General features: G+C 66.4%; 20 protein-coding genes and 1 pseudogene. 7 read left to right on the forward strand and 14 right to left on the reverse strand.

Annotation, left to right across the window (positions count from 1 at the left end):
• Window positions 1-70 precede the first annotated feature (70 nt).
• Complete coding sequence (locus QFZ47_RS25230; RefSeq protein ID WP_307659011.1) at window positions 71-703, reverse strand: MotA/TolQ/ExbB proton channel family protein; 633 nt, start codon at window positions 701-703, stop codon at window positions 71-73.
• A gap of 312 nt (window positions 704-1,015) precedes the next feature.
• On the opposite strand from QFZ47_RS25230, the gene xseA reads away from it, so the two are divergent.
• Together xseA and QFZ47_RS25240 are read left to right on the forward strand one after the other, a co-directional pair.
• Window positions 1,016-2,326, forward strand: coding sequence for an exodeoxyribonuclease VII large subunit (gene xseA, locus QFZ47_RS25235; RefSeq protein WP_307658239.1), 1,311 nt, complete (start codon window positions 1,016-1,018; stop codon window positions 2,324-2,326).
• Window positions 2,327-2,376: 50 nt separating this feature from the next.
• Entirely contained in the window at window positions 2,377-2,958 is a 582-nt protein-coding gene (locus QFZ47_RS25240) for a superoxide dismutase (RefSeq protein ID WP_307658240.1), read from the forward strand.
• Window positions 2,959-3,023: 65 nt separating this feature from the next.
• Here the strand turns inward: QFZ47_RS25240 and QFZ47_RS25245 are convergent, their stop codons facing one another.
• The 3 genes from QFZ47_RS25245 to QFZ47_RS25255 form a co-directional block, all read right to left on the reverse strand.
• A complete protein-coding gene (locus QFZ47_RS25245) occupies window positions 3,024-3,482 on the reverse strand; it encodes a DUF192 domain-containing protein (RefSeq protein ID WP_307658241.1) in 459 nt (152 codons plus the stop codon).
• A gap of 85 nt (window positions 3,483-3,567) precedes the next feature.
• Entirely contained in the window at window positions 3,568-3,762 is a 195-nt protein-coding gene (locus QFZ47_RS25250) for a hypothetical protein (RefSeq protein ID WP_307658242.1), read from the reverse strand.
• 152 nt (window positions 3,763-3,914) lie between these two features.
• Window positions 3,915-4,238: a cell envelope biogenesis protein TolA gene (locus QFZ47_RS25255; protein WP_307658243.1), complete on the reverse strand. Its 324-nt coding sequence runs from the start codon at window positions 4,236-4,238 to the stop codon at window positions 3,915-3,917.
• 219 nt (window positions 4,239-4,457) lie between these two features.
• Between QFZ47_RS25255 and icd the strand changes: the two genes are divergently transcribed.
• The 5 genes from icd to sbcB all read left to right on the forward strand — a co-directional run bounded on the left by icd (window position 4,458) and on the right by sbcB (window position 11,774).
• Window positions 4,458-5,717, forward strand: a complete 1,260-nt coding sequence (gene icd, locus QFZ47_RS25260; RefSeq protein ID WP_307658244.1) for an NADP-dependent isocitrate dehydrogenase — start codon at window positions 4,458-4,460, stop codon at window positions 5,715-5,717.
• 313 nt (window positions 5,718-6,030) lie between these two features.
• Window positions 6,031-6,390 (forward strand): ATP-dependent Clp protease adapter ClpS, encoded by a 360-nt coding sequence (clpS, locus tag QFZ47_RS25265; protein WP_012747757.1) that lies wholly within the window; start codon window positions 6,031-6,033, stop codon window positions 6,388-6,390.
• A 67-nt stretch (window positions 6,391-6,457) separates the two neighbouring features.
• Window positions 6,458-8,779 (forward strand): ATP-dependent Clp protease ATP-binding subunit ClpA, encoded by a 2,322-nt coding sequence (gene clpA, locus QFZ47_RS25270; RefSeq protein ID WP_307658245.1) that lies wholly within the window; start codon window positions 6,458-6,460, stop codon window positions 8,777-8,779.
• Window positions 8,780-8,888: 109 nt separating this feature from the next.
• Window positions 8,889-10,334, forward strand: a complete 1,446-nt coding sequence (gene cls / locus QFZ47_RS25275; protein WP_307658246.1) for a cardiolipin synthase — start codon at window positions 8,889-8,891, stop codon at window positions 10,332-10,334.
• A complete protein-coding gene (gene sbcB / locus QFZ47_RS25280; protein ID WP_307658247.1) occupies window positions 10,335-11,774 on the forward strand; it encodes an exodeoxyribonuclease I in 1,440 nt (479 codons plus the stop codon).
• Between the two features lie 4 nt (window positions 11,775-11,778).
• Here sbcB and QFZ47_RS25285 read toward each other — a convergent pair whose 3' ends face one another.
• The 10 genes and pseudogenes from QFZ47_RS25285 to QFZ47_RS25330 all read right to left on the reverse strand — a co-directional run bounded on the left by QFZ47_RS25285 (window position 11,779) and on the right by QFZ47_RS25330 (window position 22,628).
• The gene (locus QFZ47_RS25285; RefSeq protein WP_307658248.1) at window positions 11,779-13,059 is read right to left on the reverse strand and encodes an amidohydrolase family protein; all 1,281 of its coding nucleotides are present in this window, start codon (window positions 13,057-13,059) and stop codon (window positions 11,779-11,781) included.
• A 79-nt stretch (window positions 13,060-13,138) separates the two neighbouring features.
• A complete protein-coding gene (locus tag QFZ47_RS25290) occupies window positions 13,139-13,594 on the reverse strand; it encodes a hypothetical protein (protein WP_307658249.1) in 456 nt (151 codons plus the stop codon).
• A gap of 2 nt (window positions 13,595-13,596) precedes the next feature.
• Window positions 13,597-14,521 (reverse strand): annotated as a pseudogene (locus QFZ47_RS25295) (ABC transporter permease).
• The gene (locus QFZ47_RS25300; RefSeq protein WP_307659012.1) at window positions 14,518-15,579 is read right to left on the reverse strand and encodes an ABC transporter permease; all 1,062 of its coding nucleotides are present in this window, start codon (window positions 15,577-15,579) and stop codon (window positions 14,518-14,520) included. The pseudogene QFZ47_RS25295 and the gene QFZ47_RS25300 overlap by 4 nt, the downstream one beginning before the upstream one ends.
• Window positions 15,579-17,189, reverse strand: coding sequence for an ABC transporter ATP-binding protein (locus QFZ47_RS25305; RefSeq protein ID WP_307658250.1), 1,611 nt, complete (start codon window positions 17,187-17,189; stop codon window positions 15,579-15,581). The genes QFZ47_RS25300 and QFZ47_RS25305 overlap by 1 nt, the downstream gene beginning before the upstream one ends.
• Entirely contained in the window at window positions 17,180-18,109 is a 930-nt protein-coding gene (locus QFZ47_RS25310; RefSeq protein ID WP_307658251.1) for a 5'-methylthioadenosine/S-adenosylhomocysteine nucleosidase, read from the reverse strand. The genes QFZ47_RS25305 and QFZ47_RS25310 overlap by 10 nt, the downstream gene beginning before the upstream one ends.
• A gap of 14 nt (window positions 18,110-18,123) precedes the next feature.
• On the reverse strand, window positions 18,124-19,128 hold the full coding sequence (locus QFZ47_RS25315) for a BMP family protein (protein WP_307658252.1): 1,005 nt from the start codon (window positions 19,126-19,128) through the stop codon (window positions 18,124-18,126).
• Between the two features lie 76 nt (window positions 19,129-19,204).
• Window positions 19,205-19,834 carry a uracil phosphoribosyltransferase gene (upp, locus tag QFZ47_RS25320; RefSeq protein WP_307658253.1) on the reverse strand — a complete coding sequence of 210 codons (630 nt, stop codon included), beginning with the start codon at window positions 19,832-19,834 and terminating at the stop codon, window positions 19,205-19,207.
• Window positions 19,835-19,866: 32 nt separating this feature from the next.
• Window positions 19,867-21,288 (reverse strand): URC4/urg3 family protein, encoded by a 1,422-nt coding sequence (locus QFZ47_RS25325; RefSeq protein WP_307658254.1) that lies wholly within the window; start codon window positions 21,286-21,288, stop codon window positions 19,867-19,869.
• Entirely contained in the window at window positions 21,285-22,628 is a 1,344-nt protein-coding gene (locus QFZ47_RS25330) for a GTP cyclohydrolase II (RefSeq protein ID WP_307658255.1), read from the reverse strand. Before QFZ47_RS25330 ends, QFZ47_RS25325 begins: the two co-directional genes overlap by 4 nt.
• Window positions 22,629-22,672 lie beyond the last annotated feature (44 nt).

Genomic DNA, 22,672 nt, shown 5'->3' on the forward strand with positions numbered 1-22,672 from the left:
GGCCGCCCCAAGGAGGCGGCGGCCCCCTCGGGGGGCAGCGCAGCACACGCAGTGGCAAGCGTGGGGGCCATCATTTCCGCAACGCGTTCAGGTGACGCGCGAAGCGCTCGCCCGACAGTTCCAGGTTCAGCAGGTATTCGTCGACCCGGCTGCGGAAATAGCGCCAGAAGATCAGGGTCGGAATGGCCACGATCAGGCCGAAAGCCGTGTTGTAGAGCGCGATCGAAATGCCGTGCGCCAGCTGCGCGGGATTCCCCGAGCCCACCGCGCCGCTTCCGGGCGACTGCGACCCGAAGATCTCGATCATGCCGATGACCGTGCCCAGCAGGCCGAGCAGCGGCGCCGCCGATGCAATGGTGGCCAGCGCTGGCAGGTAGCGCTCCAGCTTGTGTGCCACGGTGCGGCCCGAAGCCTCCATGGCCGCGCGCAGGTCGTCCTCGGTGCAGCGCGGATTGGCATTGAGCGCCCGCAGGCCGGCGGCCAACACCTGTCCGAGCATCGAGTTGCGCTCGAGCTTGGTCACCACGTCGGGCCCCGGCACGGAGCCGTGCGACACGGTGATGGCTTCATCGAGCAGCTTGGGCGGCAGAACCCTCACGGTCTTGAGGTTTGTGAAACGTTCTATAACCAGCGCGAGCGCGATGATCGAACAAGCGAGCAATGGCCAAATCGGCCAGCCCGCGGCAACTATGATGGAAAACAAGGAATCCTCCGGCCCGTAGACTGCAAATGCGCGGCGATTATCCACCGAGGCCAACATTGCCACGCGGCTTGTTTGCATGTCAGCGAAGACGCACAGATTCTGTGGATAACTTTGTGATTAACCCGCTGCGCAACTTGTCCGGACCCGCATGGGACGGGCCTCCCGCTAGATCGATTGAATTTTGAGCAGTTCTTTTTCCAATGAAATCAACAGCTTGCACGACAAACCGTGCACCTGTTGTGCATCGATGCCGCGGTACCGGGGCCGGGCAACCCACTGTGGAAGAGTGGCCGCCGGCCGCGCGGGTGCCTTGTGAACCTGCGTGACTCGAATCCAACGCCGGGCCCGCGGATCTGGGCTGTCGGCGCACTGTGCCGGGCGGTTGCCGATGCGCTCGACGCACGTTTCAATCCGGTCGCGGTGCGCGGGGAAATTTCCGGCTTTTCGCGCGCCTCGAGCGGACATTGTTACTTCGCCCTCAAGGACCCGTCCGGCCAGCTGCGCTGCGCGATGTTTCGGCGCGCCGCGGGCTTGCTCGATTTTTCGCCGCGCGACGGCGACCAGGTCGAAGTGCGCGGGCGCCTCGCGGTGTACGAACCGCGCGGCGACCTGCAACTGGTGGTCGAAAGCCTGCAGCGCGCCGGCCAGGGTGCGCTGTTCGAGCAATTCCTCCAGCGCAAGGCGCGGCTCGAAGCCGAAGGGCTCTTCGACGCGGAACGCAAGCGGGCGCTGCCCGTCATGCCGCGTGCAGTGGGCCTTGTGACTTCGCTCGGTGCTGCGGCGCTGCACGACGTGGTCACGGCGCTGCGGCGCCGCGTGCCGCACATTCCTGTGGTCTTGGCGCCGGCGGCGGTGCAGGGCGCCAATGCCCCGGCGGAACTCGTGCGTGCGCTGCAATCGCTGTACACGCTGGAGCCGGCCGTCGACGTGATCCTGCTGGTGCGCGGGGGTGGCTCCATCGAGGATCTCTGGGCGTTCAACGACGAGACCCTGGCGCGCACCATTGTCCAAAGCCCGGTTCCGCTGATTTGCGGCGTCGGCCACGAAACCGACTTCACCATCGCCGACTTCTGCGCCGACCTGCGCGCGCCCACGCCCACGGCCGCGGCGGAACTCGTCAGCGCGCCCCAGGCGATGTGGCTCGGTGCGCTCGATCTCCTGGGCGACCGGCTCGACGGCGCGCTGGGTGCGCGTCTCGATGTGCTGGGCCAACGCCTCGACCAGGCGGCAGGGCGCCTGGGGCGGCCTTCGACACTGGTGGCGCGCCAGCAGCTGCGGCTCGCCCACCATTCGCAGCGGCTGCGCTATGCGGTGCTGTCCAGGGCCGAGCGCCTCGCCCAGGTGCCGCGCGCGATCTCGGCCGATTTTCCGCTCAGGCTCGAGCGCGCGATGGCGCAGCGGCGCGAGCGGCTGGAACGCGTCGCGCTGCGCCTGCGGTTGCTCGATCCTGCGCTGGTGCTGCAGCGCGGGTATGCCTGGCTCACCGATCCCGACGGGCGCGCGATCGTCAGCGCAAAGAAGCTGAGTCCTGGCGACGCCGTGGTCGCGCGGCTCGCCGACGGCTCGGTCGACCTGACCGTGACCCCCGGCAAAACGGGAACGCGTCCGACGCCGGGTGCGTAATTCCTTTCTAGAATCCTTGATTCCCCACAACCAACCCACGAGAAAAAACCATGGAACATGTGCTCCCACCCCTGCCCTACGCCCTCGACGCGCTGGCACCCGAGTACTCGAAGGAAACCCTCGAGTACCACTACGGCAAGCACCACAACGCCTACGTGGTGAACCTCAACAACCTGCAAAAGGGCACCGAGTTCGAATCGATGCCTCTTGAAGACATCGTCAAGAAGTCCAGCGGCGGCATCTACAACAACGCCGCCCAGATCTGGAATCACACCTTCTTCTGGAGCTGCATGAAGCCCCAGGGCGGCGGCGCTCCCACGGGCGCGCTGGCCAAGGCCATCGATGCCAAGTGGGGCAGCTACGACGCCTTCAAGGAAGCGTTCGTGAAGTCGGCCGTGGGCAACTTCGGCTCGGGCTGGACCTGGCTGGTGAAGAAGGCCGACGGCTCGCTGGACATCGTGAACATGGGGGCCGCGGGCACGCCGCTGACCACCGGCGACACCCCGGTGCTGACGGTGGACGTCTGGGAGCACGCCTACTACATCGACTACCGCAACCTGCGCCCGAAGTTCGTTGAGACCTTCCTGGCCAAGCTGGCGAACTGGGACTTCGCGGCAAAGAACTTCGGCTGAACCGGCTTCCCATTGAAAAAGCCGACCCTCGCAGGTCGGCTTTTTCATGGGCAGAGGCAGGGCGCTCAGCGTTTCGACGCAGCAAACAGCTCGCCGCCGAGCTTGGCGCCCTTCTTGATGTTCTTCTTGGCGAACCAGCCGAGGTTCATTTCAAGCACGAAGCGCACGGGCTCCTCGGAACAGTGCGAATTTTCGGTCATGGGTTGCATGTCGACCAGATTGACGATGCGGCCATCGTCCGCCACGAACGCGGCGGTCAGCGGCAGCAGCGTGTTGCGCATCCAGAAGCACTGGGTGGCCGGTTGTTCGAAAACAAAGATCATCCCCTCGGCCTGCGGCATCTCCTTGCGGAACATCAAGCCGATCTCCCGCTGCCGGGGCGTCTGCGCGACTTGCGCATCGATCCTGTATAGGCCGACGGACAGCTTGGTGCGTTGCAGGTCGGTCTGGGGTTGCTGCTGGGCCTGCGCTGATCCCATCAAGGATATGGCAAGCAGGAGCAGGGCGGCAAAACGCTGGAACATCGGGGCTTCTTTCAGGGCGGGGTCCAAGGACGCGAGGCCAATAAAAATGCCCGCTGATGCGGGCATTGCCGGTGAGCGCGGGAGCTTACACCTTCTTGGCTGCAGCCGTGTGCGCCTTGGCCACGTGGCGAACCTTGTGCTTCTTGACGGCGTGCTTCGTCGGTTGCTTCGCCTTGACAACGGCGGGTGCGGCCGGCGCGGGCGTCGGTGCGGGCGGGGTTTGAGCAAATGCACCGGCAGCGAAGAGACCGGCGACGAGGGCTGCGAGCAGCTTGTTCATGAGACATCCTTTGAAATCGTTGATATGGACCACCTCCCTGTGGAAGGTGAACCTTCAACGCGAGAGCCGCCGGCCCCGGTTGACAGAAATTCCATGGCCGCAAACGAAAAAAAAGCGCTCCGTGGAGCGCTTCCTTGTACGGCAGGGCCGACTTACTGGGGCGTACCGCCTTGGGTCGACTTGCGCTTCACGCTGCCGTCCTTGTTGCGGCGGCGCTGGTCGCGCGTGCTGGCGCGCTTCTCGCCGGCTGCTGCAGCCTTGTCGGCGCCAACCGCACCGCCTTCGGGCGTCTTGGCGATGTCGCCGGCGGGAGCAGCCACTTGACCAGCGGGCTTGGCTTCCTTCTTGGCTTCGGCGCGGGCTTGCGACTTGCTGTTGGTGGCGTTCCCCTGCTCGGGCGTGGTGCCGGTGGGGTTCTGGGCGTAGGCGCCAGCGGCGAACAGGCCAGCGATCATGACTGCGAGAATTTTGCTCATTGATGATTCCTCTATCGAGAATTGGTTGGAAACGCCTCCCGGCGAGCAGAAGGTCAGCCACTAACGAGGCCGTTGCCTCGCAGGTTGACAAACGCCAGCTGATGGGTTGCGTCTAAAATGTACAGCGATTTGTTCGCGGGCTGTACAGCGATTCCCCATCGCTGTCTGAATTCGCAGACAGTCGTCCGAATTACGTCACTCCCGGAGTCATTCCCCCTCATGTCCAGCTACCAGCACATCAAAGTCCCGGCCGAAGGCCAGAAGATCACGGTCAACGCCGACAACTCGCTCAATGTGCCTGATCAGCCGATCATTCCCTTCATCGAAGGCGACGGCACGGGTCTGGACATCACCCCGGTGATGCTCAAGGTGGTGGATGCTGCGGTGGCCAAGGCCTACGGCGGCAAGAAGAAGATCCACTGGATGGAAGTCTATGCCGGCGAAAAGTCGACCAAGGTCTACGGCCCCGATGTCTGGCTGCCCGAAGAAACGCTGCACGCCGTGCGCGACTACGTGGTGTCCATCAAGGGCCCGCTCACCACGCCCGTGGGCGGCGGCATCCGTTCGCTGAACGTCGCGCTGCGCCAGGAACTCGACCTCTACGTCTGCCTGCGGCCGATCCAGTATTTCGAGGGCGTGCCCAGCCCGGTGCGCGAGCCGCACAAGACCAACATGGTCATCTTCCGCGAAAATTCGGAAGACATCTACGCCGGCATCGAGTTCGAAGCCGAAAGCGACAAGGCCAAGAAGCTCATCAAGTTCCTGCAGGACGAACTGGGCGTCAAGAAGATCCGCTTCCCCAACACTTCGGGCATCGGCGTCAAGCCGGTGTCGAAGGAAGGCACCGAGCGCCTCGTGCGCAAGGCGCTGCAATACGCAGTGGATAACGACAAGCCCAGCGTCACCATCGTGCACAAGGGCAACATCATGAAGTTCACCGAAGGTGGCTTCCGCGACTGGGCCTATGCATTGGCAGCCAGGGAGTTCGGCGCCGAGCTGATCGACGGCGGCCCCTGGATGAAGTTCAAGAATCCCAGGACGGGCAAGGAAATCACCGTCAAGGACAGCATCGCCGACGCCTTCCTGCAGCAGATTCTCCTGCGCCCCGCCGAATACAGCGTGATTGCCACGCTCAACCTCAATGGCGACTACGTGTCCGACGCGCTGGCGGCCCAGGTGGGCGGCATCGGCATTGCCCCGGGCGCGAACCTGAGCGACACCGTCGCCATGTTCGAAGCCACCCACGGCACGGCTCCCAAGTACGCCGGCAAGGACTACGTGAACCCCGGTTCCGAGATCCTCTCGGCCGAAATGATGCTGCGCCACATGGGCTGGACCGAAGCGGCCGACCTGATCATCAGCTCGATGAAAAAGTCGATCGCCAGCAAGAAGGTCACCTATGACTTCGCCCGCCTGATGGACGGCGCCACGCAGGTGAGCTGCTCGGGCTTCGGCCAGGTCATGATCGACCACATGTAATTGCGTTCCGGCGCTTTCGGCGCCGCAGAGCCAAGGCCCTCGAGATCTTCCCGGTCTCGAGGGCTTTTCTTCATCCGGCCCGGCAGACTGGACTGGTTGAGAAATCTGGTTGAGAAATGGAACACCTTGCTCCAGATACCCATTTTTTTCCAGACGGGTGCCGCGTAATATTTACGCTGGGGCGCCGCGAACGGCAGATTTTTTGCATCGTCTGTGGTGTCGCACACGACGCAAGCCCCTTGATTTGTCGAATACGCGCCACCAAGTCTTCTTGCGCCGGCACGGTGCTTGCACGCTCTATAGAATCTTTTTTATGGCAACGAGAATCCCCAAGACTCCCAGCACTCCGCCGGCCCAGAAACCGGCCGGGGACGACGGAGATTCGGTCGTCCTGGAGCGGCGGCCGCAGAAAACCGCGCCGCCCCAGATGTACCAGGTCGTCATGCTGAACGACGACTACACGCCGATGGAGTTCGTGATCGTCGTGCTGCAGGAATATTTCAACAAGGATCGCGAAACCGCAACCCAGATCATGCTCAAGATCCATCTCGATGGCCGCGGCGTTTGTGGGGTTTATTCCCGCGATCTTGCGGCCACCAAGGTCAATCAGGTGATGGAGGCCGCGCACCAGGCCGGGCATCCGTTGCAGTGCGTCAGCGAACCCATTGCGTGAACCAGTTGAATTGCGCAAGCTCCAACCCATCTGAGAAGTTATTTACAGCAAGGCAAAAGGAAATCACATGATTGCCCAGGAACTGGAAGTCAGCTTGCACATGGCCTTCGTCGAGGCCAGGCAGCAGCGCCACGAGTTCATCACCGTGGAGCATCTGCTGCTCGCTTTGCTGGACAACCCGAGCGCCGCAGAGGTTCTGCGCGCCTGCTCGGCCAACGTCGACGACCTGCGGGCGTCGCTCACCAACTTCATCAAGGACAACACGCCCCAGGTGGCGGGGACCGACGATGTAGACACCCAGCCCACGCTGGGTTTCCAGCGCGTGATCCAGCGCGCCATCATGCATGTGCAGTCCACCGGCAACGGCAAGAAGGAAGTCACCGGCGCCAACGTGCTGGTCGCAATCTTCGGCGAGAAGGACTCCCACGCGGTGTACTACCTCCACCAGCAGGGCGTGACCCGCCTGGACGTGGTGAACTTCATTGCCCACGGCATCAAGAAGAGCGATCCGCCCGAAGCCGTCAAGGGCAGCAGCGAATCGCCTTCGGGCGAGGGCGAAGAGGGCGGCGGCGAAAAGAACGAGAAGGCTTCGCCTCTCGAGCAGTTCACGCAAAACCTCAACCAGCTCGCCAAGGACGGCAAGATCGATCCGCTGATCGGCCGCGAATACGAGGTGGAGCGCGTCATCCAGATCCTGTGCCGCCGGCGCAAGAACAACCCGCTGCTGGTGGGTGAGGCCGGCGTGGGCAAGACCGCCATCGCCGAAGGCCTCGCATGGCGCATCACGCAATCCGACGTGCCTGAAATCCTGGCCGAGGCGCAGGTGTACTCGCTCGACATGGGCGCACTGCTGGCCGGCACCAAGTACCGCGGCGATTTCGAGCAGCGCCTGAAGGGCGTGCTCAAGTCGCTCAAGGACAAGCCGAACGCCATCCTGTTCATCGACGAGATCCATACCCTGATCGGTGCGGGCGCGGCTTCGGGCGGCACGCTCGATGCGTCGAACCTGCTCAAGCCGGCGCTCTCGAGTGGCCAGCTCAAGTGCATCGGCGCCACCACCTTCACCGAGTACCGCGGCATCTTCGAGAAGGACGCGGCGCTGTCGCGCCGTTTCCAGAAGGTCGACGTGGTCGAGCCGACGGTGCAGGAAACCGTCGACATCCTGAAGGGCCTGAAGTCGCGCTTCGAAGAGCACCATGGCGTCAAGTACGCGGTGGCGGCCCTGCAGGCGGCGGCGGAACTGAGCGCCAAGTACATCAACGACCGCCATCTGCCCGACAAGGCCATCGACGTGATCGACGAGGCCGGTGCCGCGCAGCGCATCTTGCCGGCGAACAAGCGCAAGAAGACCATCAGCAAGACCGAGGTCGAGGACATCGTCGCGAAGATCGCGCGCATTCCCCCGGCCAACGTCAGCAACGACGACCGCGGCAAGCTGCAGACCATCGAACGCGACCTCAAGAGCGTGGTGTTCGGCCAGGACAAGGCACTCGAGGTGCTGGCGTCCGCGGTCAAGATGGCGCGCTCGGGCCTCGGCCGCGAGGACAAGCCGATCGGCTCGTTCCTGTTCAGCGGCCCCACCGGCGTCGGCAAGACCGAAGCGGCCAAGCAGCTGGCCTACATCATGGGCATCGAGCTCATCCGCTTCGACATGTCCGAATACATGGAGCGCCATGCGGTGAGTCGCCTCATTGGCGCGCCTCCGGGCTATGTCGGTTTCGACCAGGGCGGCCTGCTGACCGAAGCCATCACGAAGAAGCCGCACGCGGTGCTGCTGCTCGACGAAATCGAGAAGGCGCATCCGGACATCTTCAACGTGCTGCTGCAGGTCATGGACCACGGCACCCTGACGGACAACAACGGACGCAAGGCCGACTTCCGCAACGTGATCATCGTGATGACCACCAATGCGGGCGCCGAGACCATGAACAAGGCGACCATCGGCTTCACCAACCCGCGCCAGGCGGGCGACGAGATGGCCGACATCAAGCGCCTGTTCACGCCGGAGTTCCGCAACCGCCTGGATGCGACCGTGAGCTTCAAGGCGCTCGACGAGCAGATCATCCTGCGCGTGGTCGACAAGTTCCTGCTGCAGCTCGAAACGCAGCTGGCCGAGAAGAAGGTCGACGTCACGTTCAGCGACGGGCTGCGCAAGCACCTGGCGAAGAAGGGCTTCGATCCGCTGATGGGCGCTCGCCCGATGCAGCGCCTGATCCAGGACACGATCCGCCGTGCATTGGCCGACGAGCTGCTGTTCGGACGCCTGATCGATGGCGGCCGCCTGTCGGTCGACATCGACGACAAGGGCGAAGTGGAGCTGGACATCCAGCCGCTGCCGAAGAAGGAAGGCAAGTCCAAGCCTGAAGCCGAAGAGGCTGCTGCAGGATAAAGCGGACCGGCAAAGCCGGTTCCGCGGTATTTCTGGCAGTACGAAAAAGGCCGGTAGCATTCGCTGCCGGCTTTTTTTTGGCTGGAATCTATCCGAACGCAGTTTTACTTTGATTCTCCCCGAGCTCAGTCAGGAATGGAAAACCGGCCTCTCTTTGGCCTGGAGCGGCTATATCGCCGTGCTGTCGGTCTGGATCGTGATGCAGAAGCGCGCGCCGGTGTCCACCATGAGCTGGATCCTGTCGCTTGCGCTGCTGCCGTTCGCGGGCTTCGTCATCTATTACTTCCTGGGGCCGCAGCGCCTGCGCAAGCAGCGCGTCAAGCGCCTGCGCAGCCGCGCGAGCGCGCACACGCAGGCCGACCTGGCGCGCGTGCGCGACGCGGCCCAGAACGCGCCGCCGGCGCTGCAGCAGATGGCGCGGCTGGGCACCGCGGCCTGCGGGCTGCCAGTGTCCAGCGCGACCGGCGTGGCGCTGCTTTCGGGCGGCGCGCGCACCTTCGACGCCATCTTCGACGCGGTGCGCGCGGCGCGCGACCACATCCATCTCGAGTACTACATCTTCGAGCCCGACCAGATCGGCACCGCGCTGCGCGACCTGCTGGTGGAACGCGCACTGCAGGGCGTGTCCGTGCGCCTGCTGCTGGACGCGCTGGGCTCCAAGCGCATCGGCCGCAAGTTCATGGCGCCGCTGCATGCCGCGGGCGTGCAGGTTGCACTTTTCCATGACACGCGCATCGGCCGCCGCCTGCGCCCGGTGACCAACTACCGCACCCACCGCAAGATCGTGGTGTGCGACGGCCGCGTGGGCTTCACCGGTGGTGTCAACATCACCGACGAGGAAGACAAGCGCACCCGCCCCGACGCCTACCACGACGTGCATTTGCGCATCGAGGGCAGCGCGGTGCGCTGGCTTCAGACCACCTTTCTCGAAGACTGGACCTACGCCACGGGTGAAGACCTGCGCAACATCGACCACCTGATGGGCGCCATGCTGCCGCAGGTGGAAGCCGGCGACATTCCCGTGCAGATCGTGACCAGCGGTCCGGACAACATGCTCGAACCCATCCACCGCATGCACGTGGAGGCGATTCATTCGGCGAGCGAGCGCGCCTGGCTCACCACGCCGTACTTCGTGCCCGGCGAGCCCGCCATGATGGCGCTCACCAGCGCGGCGCTGCGCGGCGTGGACGTGCGCCTTCTGGTGCCGCGCCGCAGCGATTCGGCCATTGTGAGTGCCGCCGCGCGCTCCTACTTCGACGAGCTGATTGCGTCCGGCGTCAAGGTCTGGGAGTACAAGGCGCGCATGCTGCACTCCAAGACCTTGGTGGTCGACGACCATTGCGCGATGATCGGTACCGCGAATTTCGACAACCGCAGCTTCAGGCTCAATTTCGAGGTGAGCGCGGTGGTCTACGGCCCCGAGCTGGCACGCCCCCTGGCCGCGCAGTTCGAGACCGACCTCCACAGTTCCGGCGCGGTGCGCGCCCACCGGCCGCAAAGTTTCTGGCGCCGCCTCGGCGACGCGCTTGCACGATTGTTTTCTCCCTTGCTCTGAATGAACCACACCTTTCTCTGGCACGACTACGAAACCTTCGGCGCCGTGCCGCGCCGCGACCGGCCATCGCAGTTCGCCGCCATCCGCACCGACGCCGAGCTCAACGAGATCGGCGAGCCGCTGATGATCTATTGCAAGCCGGCGCCCGACTACCTGCCGAGTCCCGAGGCCTGCCTGATCACGGGCATCACGCCGCAAATCTGTCTGGAGCGCGGCATCCCCGAGCACGCCTTTGCCGCGCAGATCGAGAAGGCCTTCTCGCAGCCCGGCACCATCGGCGTGGGGTACAACACCATCCGCTTCGACGACGAGGTCACGCGCTTCCTGTTCTGGCGCAACCTCATCGATCCGTACGCACGCGAGTGGCAGAACGATTGCGGACGCTGGGACCTGCTCGACGTGGTGCGCCTCACCTATGCGCTGCGGCCCGATGGCATCGAGTGGCCGAAGAAGGAAGACGGCAAGCCCAGCTTCAGGCTCGAAGACCTGGCGCGCGCCAACGGCCTGCTGCACGAGTCGGCGCACGATGCGCTGTCCGACGTGCGCGCCACCATCGCACTGGCGCGGCTCATTCGAGACCGCCAGCCCAAGCTGTTCGAATTCGCCTTCGGCCTGCACAAGAAGGACCGCGTCGCCAGCGAGCTCGGCTTGCCGGCCATGCGTGAAACAGCCCGGCCTTTCCTGCACGTTTCGGGCATGTTCCCGGTCGAGCGCGGTTGCCTCGGCGTGATGTGGCCGCTTGCAAGCCATCCGACCAACAAGAACGAACTGATCGCCTGGGACCTGGCCCATGACCCCAGCGAGCTGCGCGACCTCGACGTCGAGACCTTGCGGCTGCGCCTGTTCACGCGCAGCGCCGATCTGCCCGAAGGCGTGCTCCGCCTGCCGGTCAAGGGCATCCACCTCAACAAGTCGCCGATGGTGGTCGGCAACCTGCGCACGCTGGCGCCCGCCATGGCCGAACGCTGGAATGTCGACCTCGATGCGGCGCTGCGCCACGCGGCCATCGCGCGCGACCTGCCCGACATGAGCGCCATCTGGTCGCAGGTGTATGCGCGACCCAAGGAGGCGGCGCCCGATGTCGATGAAGACCTCTACGGCGGTTTCGTCGGCAACGCCGACCGGCGCCGCCTGAACCAGCTGCGCGCGCTGTCGCCCGCGGAGCTCGCCAAGGACCGCACCGGTTTCGACGACGGGCGCCTCGAGGAAATCCTTTTTCGCTACCGCGCGCGCAACTGGCCCGAGCTGCTCAGCCCGGAAGAGACCGAACGCTGGGAGGCGCTGCGCGCCGCGCGGCTCTTCAAGGGCGAGGGCGGGGTGCGCACCATCGAGATGCTGTTCAGCGAAGTCGATGCGCTGTCCGAAACCGCGGACGAGCGGGGCGAAGAAATCCTGGGCGCGCTCTACGAGTACGCCGAGGCCATCGCGCCCGAAGCCTGAGACATCAGGATTTGCGGCTCATCCAGCTGGTGGCCTGCGCGCGGCCCGGCAGATGCAGCGTGGCCGTTGCGGCCGGCGTTTCCGCCAGCAGGCGTCCCTTGCGAAACACCTTGAGCCGCGCCGCGCGCAGCCGGATCGCCTCGATCGGGTCGCGCGCCTGCAGCAGCACGAAGCTCGCGTCGCAGCCCGCCTCGAGGCCGTAGCCTTCCAGGTGCATCACGCGCGCCGCGTTCGTGGTCACCGCATCGAAGCATTGGCGGATGCCGGCCTGGCTCGTCATCTGCGCCACGTGCAGCCCCATGTGCGCCACTTCGAGCATGTCGCCCGAGCCCATGCCGTACCACGGGTCCATCACGCAATCGTGGCCGAAGGCGACGTTCACGCCGGCGGCCATCAGTTCGGGCACGCGCGTCATGCCGCGGCGCTTGGGGTAGGTGTCGTGGCGGCCCTGCAGCGTGATGTTGATGAGCGGGTTGGAAACGACGCTGACGCCGCTCTGCGCGATCAGCGGCAGCAGCTTGCTCGCGTAGTAGTTGTCCATCGAATGCATCGAGGTGCAGTGCGAGCCCGTCACGCGCCCCTGCATGCCAAGGCGCCAGGTCTCGGCCGACAGGGTTTCGATGTGGCGCGAGAGCGGGTCGTCCGACTCGTCGCAATGCATGTCGACCAGCTTGCCGCGCTCGGCCGCGAGTTCCATCAGCAGCTTCACGCTGGCCGCGCCATCGGCCATGGTGCGCTCGAAGTGCGGAATGCCGCCCACCACGTCCACGCCCTTGTCGAGCGCGCGCTTCAGGTTGTCGATGCCGCCGGCCGAGCGCAGCACGCCATCCTGCGGAAAGGCCACGAGCTGCAGGTCGAGGTACGGCGCGACCTTGCGCTTGACCTCGAGCAGCGCGTCGACCGCGAGCAGGCTGGCGTCGCTTGTGTCCACATGCGAGCGGACGGCCAGCAGGCCCTTGGCCACCGCCCAGTCGCAGTACGCCAGCGCACGCTCGATCAGCGCCTCGGCCGTGAGCAGCGGCTTGAGTTCGCCCCACAGCGCAATGCCTTCGAGCAGCGTGCCGCTCTGGTTGATGCGCGGCAGACCGTAGCTCAGCGTGGCATCCATGTGGAAGTGCGGATCGACGAAATGCGGCGCAACAAGCAGGCCCTGCGCGTCGAGCTTGTCGAGCGCCGGCGCATCGAGCCCGGCAGTGACTTCGGCGATGCGGCCGCCCTGCACGGCGATCGACATGCCGGAGCGGCCGTCGGGGAGGGTGGCGTTGGTGATCAGGAGGTCGAGCATCGTGGGGTCTCCGTGTGCGGATGCAGGGATTCTGGGCCGCGCGGACGGCGCTGTGCAGATTGGCGCGCAGGAAATCCGTTCAGCGCGTGCGTTGGGGCAGATACCGGTACTGCCCCGGCGCTGGCCCGGCTTCAATGGTCACGCGGCGGAGCTTGTCGTCATGCCCCAAGGTGGCGCGCGCCGTCACCACGATGCCGCGCGGTGTGGCGCGGCAGCTGAGATCGGTGAGCGCGATCTCGGCGTGGTCGTTGTCGAGCTCGGTGATGGCGGCGGTGTGCGCGGCATGCAGGCTGCCGTTGGCGTCGCGCGCCATCCACTGCACGTAGAGAAAGGACTGCGCGTACTGGTCGACGTGGACCACGCGGTACGTGCCCTGGTGGTTCGGGCCCCAGGTGCCGCACAGTTGCACCCAGCTGACCGCGTCAGGCGTCTTGAAGCTGTCGTAGCCGTAGTCGCTGCCGAGCGCGTACGCGCCCGTGCACAGCGCCAGCAGCGCAGCGAACAGGGTTCCACGTCCCGCGGCCGTCTTCGTCATGATCAACGCTCCCCCTTGCGATAGGGCTTCATCAGTGCCTGCGGATAGCTGGCCTTGCGCGCCACCAGCACCAGCGCGAGGATCGACAGCAGGTAGGGCAGCATCAGGTACAGTTGGTAGGGCAGCACGGCATCGCCCGATTGTTGCAGCCGCAGCTGCAGCGCATCGAAGAACGCGAACAGCAGCGCGCCGAGCAGGGCCTTGCCGGGCCGCCACGAGGCGAACACCACCAGCGCCACGCAGATCCACCGCGCGGCCGTTCACCATGTTGAAGAAGAAGGCGTTGAAGGCCGAGAGCGTGAGAAAAGAGCCCGCCACACCCATCAGCGCAGAGCCTGCCACGATGGCGCCGGTGCGCATGGCCGCGACCGACACGCCCTGGCTCTCGGCCGCCTGCGGGTTCTCGCCCACCATGCGCAGCGCGAGTCCGAGCGGCGTGCGGTACAGCACCCAGGCGATGGCCGGCACCAGCAGCAGCGCGAACAGCGTGAGCGCGGTCTGCGCATTCAGGATGGGCACCGGCAGCCACTCCATCGGCGCAAAGGGCGTGATCGTCGGCGGCGTGTTCACCTTCGGAAAACTCACGCGGTAGCCGAAGTAGCTCAGTGCGGTGGCCAGCAGCGTGATGCCCAGCCCCGAAACGTGCTGCGACAGCGCCAGGCCCACGGTGAGAAAGGCATGCAGCAGCCCGAACACCATGCCGGTGAACGCGGCCACGCCGACACCGGCCCAGAGCGGTGCGCCGGCATGTACGGCGAGCCAGCCGGTGAAGGCGCCCGCAACCATGATCCCTTCGATGCCGAGGTTGAGCACGCCCGCGCGCTCGCACAGCAGCACGCCGAGCGTGCCGAGGATCAGCGGCGTGGCGATGCGCAGCACCGCGACCCAGAAGGCCGGGTTGGCGAGGATGTCGAGCAGGTCCGTCATTTCATCCGCACCCGGTATTGCGTGAGCAGCGTCGCCACCAATACCGCGACCAGCGAGGCCGCGACGATCACGTCGGCGATGTAGGTCGGCACGCCCACGGCGCGGCTCATGGTGTCGGCGCCCACCAGCACGCCGGCCACGAACACGCCCGCGGCAATCACGCCCAGCGGATGCAGGCCCGCGAGCATCGCGATCACGATGCCCGTGTAGCCGTAGCCCGGCGACATGTCGAGCGTGACGTAGCTGGTGCGCCCCGCCACCTCGATGGCGCCGGCCAGCCCGGCCAGCGCGCCCGAAAGCAGCGCCACCATCACCACCGTGCGCGTGACCGGCACGCCGGCGAAGGCTGCGGCGCGCGCGTTCGCGCCCACCGCGCGAATGTCGAAACCCAGCACCGTGTACTTGAAGATCGCCCACACCATCACGGCCAGCGACACGGCCCAGACGAGCCCGGTGTGCACGCGCGTCTGGGCGACCAGCTTGCCGAGTTCAAGATCGGGCTGCAGCGACACGCTCTGCGGCCAGCCCATGGCGCTCGGGTCTTTCATCGGCCCATCGAGCAGCGCCGACACGCCGAGCAGCACGATGAAGTTGATCAGCAGCGTGGTCACCACCTCGTCGACGCCGAGCTTGTTCTTCATGAGCGCCGGGCCCAGCAGCAGCAGGGCACCCGCCACGGCGGCGGCCAGCATCATCAGCGGGAACAGGATCCAGGGCGAGAGTTCGAAGCCGGTGCCGCCATGCATGCCGCCCACGGCCACGGCGGCGAGCGCGCCCGCGAACAGCTGCCCCTCGGCGCCGATGTTGAAGAGCCGCGCCTTGAACGCGACGGTCGCGGCCAGCCCGGTGAGGATCAGCGGGATCGCGCGCGTCAGCGTTTCGCTCCACGCGAACACCGAGCCGAAGCCGCCCTGCAGCAGCAATGCGTAGGTGCGGCCGACCGGCGCGCCGGCCCAGAGCACGAGCAATGCGCTCACCGCCATGGTGAAGGCCACCGCGCCGACCGGCGCGAGCACCAGCGCGGCGCGCGAGGGCTCGTGGCGTCGTTCGAGCCGCATCATGGTGTGGCCTGTGCGCGTGGCTGCTGCGGCGCCGCCGCACCGGCCATCGCCAGCCCGATGGCCTCGCGCGTCCACGCCGCGGCCGGGCGCGCTTCGCCGAGATGGCCGCCGTGCATCACCGCCACGCGGTCGCCGAGCGCGAGCACTTCGTCGAGGTCGTCGGAAATCACCAGCACCGCCGCACCGGCGTCGCGCGCGGCGATGAGCTGCTGCTGCACATAGGCGACGGCGCCGATGTCGAGGCCCCAGGTCGGCTGGTGCGCGACGATCAGGCGCGGCGCGCGTGTCGGGTATTTCCTGTTGTCCGCGTCTTCCTCTTGCTCCGGTGGCAGCAGTGCGCGCCCGAGGATCAGCTTCTGCATGTTCCCGCCGGAGAGCGAACGGGCCGGCGCCATCAGGCCCGCGCCGCGCACGGCGAACGCCTCTTCGATGCGCCGCGCATGCAGCCGCGCGGCCGTACGCCGCACGAACCACGACCAGCGCGAGAAGACGGGGCTGCGCAGCCGCTCCGAGACCGCGTTCTCCCACACCGGCAGGTCGCCGACCACGCCGACCGCGTGCCGGTCTTCGGGGATGCGCGCGACGCCGCGCTGCACCAGCCGGGCGGGCGAGGACGGCAGCGCACGGCCCATCAACAAGGCGGTGCCCGAGGCGGCACGGCGCGTGCCGCACAGCAGCTCGGCCAGCGCCGCCTGGCCGTTGCCCGAGACGCCCGCAACGGCGGTGATCTCGCCGGCGCGCAGCGTGAGCGATACCTCGCGGAGGGCATTTGAATGGTCCTGTCCGCTGCCCGTGTCCGATGCGGTACTCACATGGTCCAGCACGCAGACCGCGTCGCCCACCGATCTCGCGGGCCGGCGCTGCGGCGCTTCGACCGCATGCCCGACCATCCACAGCGCGAGTTGCGCCTGCGTGATGTCGGCCGTGCGCGCCTCGGCCACCAGCTTGCCGCCGCGCAGCACCGCAATGCGCTGCGACACGCGCAGCACCTCGCCGAGCTTGTGGCTGATGAAGATCACCGACAGGCCCTGCGCCACCATCTGCGCCAGCGTGGCGAACAGGGCCTCGCTTTCCTGCGGCGTCAGCACGGCGGTCGGCTCGTCGAGGATCAGGATGCGTGCGCCGCGGTACAGCGCCTTCAGTATCTCGACGCGCTGCCGCTCGCCGACAGAGAGGCTGCCGATCTTCGCGTCGGGCCGCACCGGCAGGCCGAAGCGCTGCGCCACATCGAGCAGCTTCGCGCGCGCGGCCGCCCGGCGCGAGACCGGCCGCCAGAGCGGCTCCGTACCCATCATCACGTTGTCGAGCACGCTGAGGTTGTCGGCCAGCGTGAAGTGCTGGTGCACCATGCCCACGCCCGCGGCCAATGCCGCCTTGGGGTTGCCTGGCGGCAAGGGAGCGCCGAAGACTTCGATGCTGCCTTCGTCGGCGACATAGTGGCCGAACAGGATGGACATCAGCGTTGACTTGCCCGCGCCGTTCTCCCCCAGCAGCGCGAGCACCTCGCCCGCCTGCAGGTCGAGCGAGATGGCGTCGTTGGCGACGAGGGAGCCGAAGCGCTTGGTGATGCCCCGCAGGCGCAGAACAGGGGCGCCGATTACTTCCATGCAGCCAGGAACGCCAGCATGACCTTGGCCGAGTTGTCGGCCGCAATGCCCATGAAGGTGCCCATCTCGTTCTCGCCTTCGCCGCCGCCCGCGAGGTCGCTGAGGGAGCGGAAGGCGATGTAGGGCACGCCGTTGCTGTAGGCCACCATGCCTACGGCCGCCGTTTCCATGTCGAGCACATTGGCCTGGAAGGTCTTGAAGGTGTATTCACGGTAGGCCTTGTTGTCCATGAAGGCCTGCCCCGAGACGCCGTTGCCGCCAATCACGAGCTGCGGCTTGCGCGCGAGGCATTTGCCGGCGCTGCAGCTCGCGAGATCGACATTGCGGATGCTGCGCGCCACCTCGAGCATCTTCGGATCGGCTTCGAACCAGAACCTGCGCTCGATCTGCGGATGCGCGGCCGAGCGCACTTCGACCGGGCGCGGATGCATCATGCCGAAATTGGGCAGCGTGGCGTCCTTGATGAAAGGCGGCGCGGTGAACTTGCCCGGCGCGGCTTCGCGCGCCATCAGCACTTCGAGGTACTGGCCCCACTGCGCGGGCACTGTCACGTCGCCCACGTGCAGCGACGGGTTTACGCCGCCCGCGATGCCGCTGAACACGATGTGGGTGATGCGAAAGCGGTCGAGCACCCGCTGCGTGTTCATCGTCGCGTTGGTCATGCTGATGCCGGAGAGGAACAGCACCACCGGCTTGCCTTCGAGCGTGCCGGTGGTGAAATCGACGCCGTCGACGCTGTGCTTCACCGGCCCCTGGAGCCGGTTCAGCAGCAGCGCGAGCTCGGGCTGGAAGGCCGAGATCACTGCAATGCGCGGCGTGTCGTCCAGCCGCGCGCTGCTGCCGGCGCTCTTGTGGACACCGGCACAACCCGCGAGACCGAAGGCCAGCACGCCGGCCGCAAGAAGAGAACGCCAGCGCATCGTCGTCGGCCCCTTCACTTGGCGGTCGATTTGGGTTGGGAGTCGTCGACCTTGACGGTGACCTTGCCCGACAGGATGTCGGCCTGCCTGGCCTTGACCTTGGCGACGATGTCCGCCGGCACCTTCTTCTCGAAGGTGCCCAGCGGCGCGAGTTCGGAGCCCTTGTGCTTCATCATCGAATAAGGGCCGTAGTCCTCGGCCGTGAACTTGCCTTCCTTCACGAGCTTGATCGCGCGGTCGGCCGAGGGCTCGAAGTTCCACAGCGCCGAAGCCACCACCGTGTCTGGGTACTGCGCCTGCGTGTCGATCACGTTGCCGATGGCGAGCTTGCCTTTTTCCTTGGCCGCGTCGGAGACGCCGAAGCGCTCGGCGTACATCACGTCGGCGCCCTTGTCGATCATCGCGAAGGCCGCTTCCTTGGCCTTGGGCGGATCGAACCAGCTGTTGATGAAGCTCACGCTGAATTCGACCTTGGGATTGGTTTCCTTCGCGCCCGCCATGAAGGCATTCATGAGCCGGTTCACTTCAGGGATCGGGAAGCCGCCGACCATGCCGATGCGGTTGCTCTTGGTCATGCCGCCGGCCACCATGCCGGAGAGATATGCCGGCTCTTGGATGTAGTTGTCGAACACGCTGAAGTTGGGCGCCTGCGGCTTGAGCGAAGAGCCCATGAGGAAGGCAACCTTGGGGAAGTCTTTCGCGACCTTGCGTGCCGCGGCTTCCACGCCGAAAACCTCGCCGAGGATCAGCTGGTTGCCGCCGGTGGCGTACTCGCGCATCACGCGTTCGTAGTCGGCGTTGCTGACGTTCTCGGTCGCCTTGTATTCGATCTCGCCGCGCGCTTCGGCCGCCTTGAGCGCCTTGTGGATGCGGCCCACCCATTGCTGCTCGAAGGGCACGGTGTACACCGCCGCCACCTTGAGCTTGGCCTGCGCGAGCGCGAGGCCGGGCACGCCGGCCGCAAGTGCTGCTGCGGCAATGGCGGCGGAACGAATGATCAACTGACGGCGTGCTGTCACGGTGCTTCTCCTCGAGGTATGGAAATCTTCTTGTTGCTGCCGGATCGACAGCGGCCGCCGCCAGAAGGCGTCGGCCTTACTTCGTGCCGAAGATGCGGTCGCCGGCGTCGCCGAGGCCCGGCAGAATGTACCCGTGGCTGTTCAGCTCCCGGTCGATCGCGGCGGTGTAGATCGGCACGTCGGGGTGGGCCTTCTGCATGGTCGCCAGGCCTTCGGGGCAGGTCAGCAGGCAGACGAACTTGATCGACTTGGGGTTGAGTTCCTTGAGCCGTTCGACCGCCGCCACCGCCGAGTTGCCGGTGGCCAGCATCGGGTCGACCACGATCACGTCGCGGTTCTCCATTTCGCCGGGCATCTTGAAGTAGTACTCGACGGCTGTGAGCGTCTTCGGGTCGCGGTACAGGCCGATGTGGCCGACGCGCGCGCCCGGCACCACGGTGAGCATGCCGTCGAGGATGCCGGTGCCCGCGCGCAGGATGGACACCAGCACCAGCTTCTTGCCGTCGATCACCTTGGCCTGCATGGTTTCGAGCGGGGTCTCGACCTCGATGTCCTGCATCGGCATGTCGCGCGTGACCTCGTAGGCCATGAGCATGCTGATTTCGTTCAGGAGCCGGCGGAAGCTGTTGGTGGAAGCGTCCTTGCGGCGCATCAGCGTGAGCTTGTGCTGGACGAGGGGGTGGTCGACGAGGTGGACGTTGCTCATTGGATTTTTTCTGCCGTTGCGGAACCGGGAGTCTAGAAGACGGTGCCGTCGCTTTCGATCAGGAGCGGTGGCGATCCGTCTCGCAAGCGCTGTGCCAGCACGCGGCCGGCGGCCCAGGTGCCGCCCTCGAGCACGCAGGCCAGCGGCAGTTCTTCCTCGGTGCGGTCGAGGATCTTGCGCACGCGCGGCGCCAGTTCGTCGAGCAGCGCAACGGTGAGGGCGCGCCATTCGACGACGAACTCGTCCCCGGCTTTCCAGGTGCGCGAAAGAAAGGCCGGGTCCTTTGGCACGATCACGCCGCTGTCGATCAGCAGGCCACCGTTGCGGTATTCGGGCAGGGCGGTGAGCGCATCGAGATGGCGCACCTTCACACCCGCGCGCTCGAAGGGTTCGAGCAGCGAATAGGTCAGCCATTGCGACAGCTTGTGGAACGGCATCCAGCCATTGGTGAGCCCGGGGCCGCGCACCGCGCTGTGGCGCCAGCAGTCGCCGAGCGCGAGGGCCGGATCGCTCGAGCCGATGCCGCCCGTGGTGTCGCTGCCGTCCAGCGCGATGCTGTCGATGGCATTGGCCGAGGGCCAGATGCCCGAGAGCGTCTCGAGCAGCAGCGAGAGGATCTGGTGCGCCGTGATCTCGGCCGTGGGCGGCGCGGCCGCGCCGAACGGGGCGACCAGCGCATCGAACATGCCGGCGGGCCGGCCCTCGTCGCCGAAGGTTTCGGGCTGCTCGCTCATCGCCTCGCCGAGCCGGCGCAGCAGCACCGCACGGCCGGCCAGGCCCACCAGCGGATTGACGTCGCTGACCTGGAAGGCGTCGCCGAGCCGGTCGGTCACCAGGCCGCGCAGGCCCGCGGCATCGGCTTGCAGCGGATGGTCCGGGTTGGACGAGAACAGCCCGCTCGTGAAGGCATGGAAGCTCGCGACGGCCAGGCCTTCGGAGCGCGTGAAGCGCTCGCCCGTGGCGGGCTCGGTGTAGTGCCAGCCAGGGCCCGCACCGGCATCGAGCAGCACGCTCACGAGCACGAGGTCGATGTGCGCGCTGGCACGCTGCCGCGCATCGACGCCCTTGCCGAGCAGTTGGTCGAGCTGCTTCAGCCGGTCGATGCCGCCGGCCTCGAAATGGCGCCAGCGGCTGTGGTAGGGGATGGTGTCCCAGGGATAGCGCTCGCGCGTGACCTCGGCAACGGTGCGCGCCGCGTCTTCGAGCACGTCGCTGCCGGCGATGCGGAACCACTGCGACTCGCCGCGGCGAGCGCGCGCCAGCAGCGCGGCCGCGCGCTCGCGGATCGCGGCGGTGGTGCGCAGCACGGTGGCGGCGCCCGCGGGGTGGCTGGTGTCGGGAGCGAACTCGATCGCCGGATCGATGTCGCCCGCGCTGCCCGGCGGCAGGCTGCCCGAGCCGTCGGCGGGCAGATAGTTGTTGCTGCTGCTGCTGTTTGCCTTGTTGTCGCTCATTCGCTCAATCCCCGGCCCTTGGCCTTCTTGAGTTCCTCGGCGTCCGGCACCGGGCCGGGCGTGAAATAGCCGGCGGCCATCTTGGCGTCCATCTCGACGCGGGCGTCGGCCGGAATCAGTTCGTCGGGAATGTTCACGCGCTCGCCGATCTCGATGCCCGAACCGGTGATGGCGTCGAACTTCATGTTGCTCATCGACACGAGCCGATGGATCTTCCGGATGCCGAGCCAGTGGAAGACGTCGGGCATCAGTTCCTGGAAGCGCATGTCCTGCACGCCGGCCACGCACTCGGTGCGCGCGAAATACTGGTCGGCCGTGTCGCCGCCCACCTGGCGCTTGCGTGCGTTGTAGACCAGGAACTTGGTCACCTCGCCGAGCGCGCGGCCTTCCTTGCGCGAGTAGGCGATGAGGCCGACGCCGCCGCGCTGCGCGCCCCGGATGCATTCCTCGATGGCGTGCGTGAGGTAAGGGCGGCAGGTGCAGATGTCGGAGCCGAACACGTCGGAGCCGTTGCATTCGTCATGGATGCGCGCGGTGAGCTCGACCTCGGGGTTGGCCAGGTCGCGCGGGTTGCCGAAGATGTAGAGCGTCTGGCCGCCGATGGGCGGCAGGAACACTTCGAGGTCGGAGCGCGTGACGAGCTCGGGGTACATGCCGCCGGTTTCCTCGAACAGCGTGCGGCGCAGGTCGGTTTCGGAGCAGCCGAAGCGCCGCGCCACTTCGGGCAGGTACCACACGGGCTCGATGGCGGCCTTGGTCACCATGGCCGCACCGCCCGCGGTGAGGAAGTGGCCGTCGGCCTTGAGCCGGCCGCTTTGCAGTGCCTCGATCACCTCGGGCAGGATCACGTGCGCCTTGGTGATCGCGATGGTCGGGCGGATGTCGTAGCCCGCCGCCAGCTCGGTGGAGAACACATCGGCCACCAATGCGCCCCACGGGTCGAGCGAGACGATGCGTCCGGGCTCGCTCCACTGCGGGTACGGGCCGATCACGTCGGTGGGCGCGGTGTTGGTCAGGTCGGCCTTGTGCTCGCGCTTGAGGGCGCCGGCTGCCACGGCCAGTGCGCGATAGACGCTGTACGAGCCGCTGTGCGTACCGATGACGTTGCGATGCGCCCGCTTGGTGGTGGTGCCGACCACGGGCCCGCGTTCGGTGGCGGTGGCCGCGCCCCATCGGATGGGCAGCGCGCCGAAGCCGCCGGCATGGGAGGTCAGCCGGATGTGGCCGGTCGACGACGAAGGATGGAGCGAGGGCAGGGGCGAGACGGGGATCGCGGGAATCTCGGGAATCTCGGGAATCTCGGGAATCTCGGAAGGGGTCGCTGTGCTATCTGCGGACATTGGAGGCCCTCAAAAAATGCAATGTACCGATCACTCGCGCGGCT

The organism is Variovorax paradoxus (genome assembly GCF_030815975.1).
GTDB classification, from domain to species: Bacteria; Pseudomonadota; Gammaproteobacteria; order Burkholderiales; family Burkholderiaceae_C; genus Variovorax; species Variovorax paradoxus_N.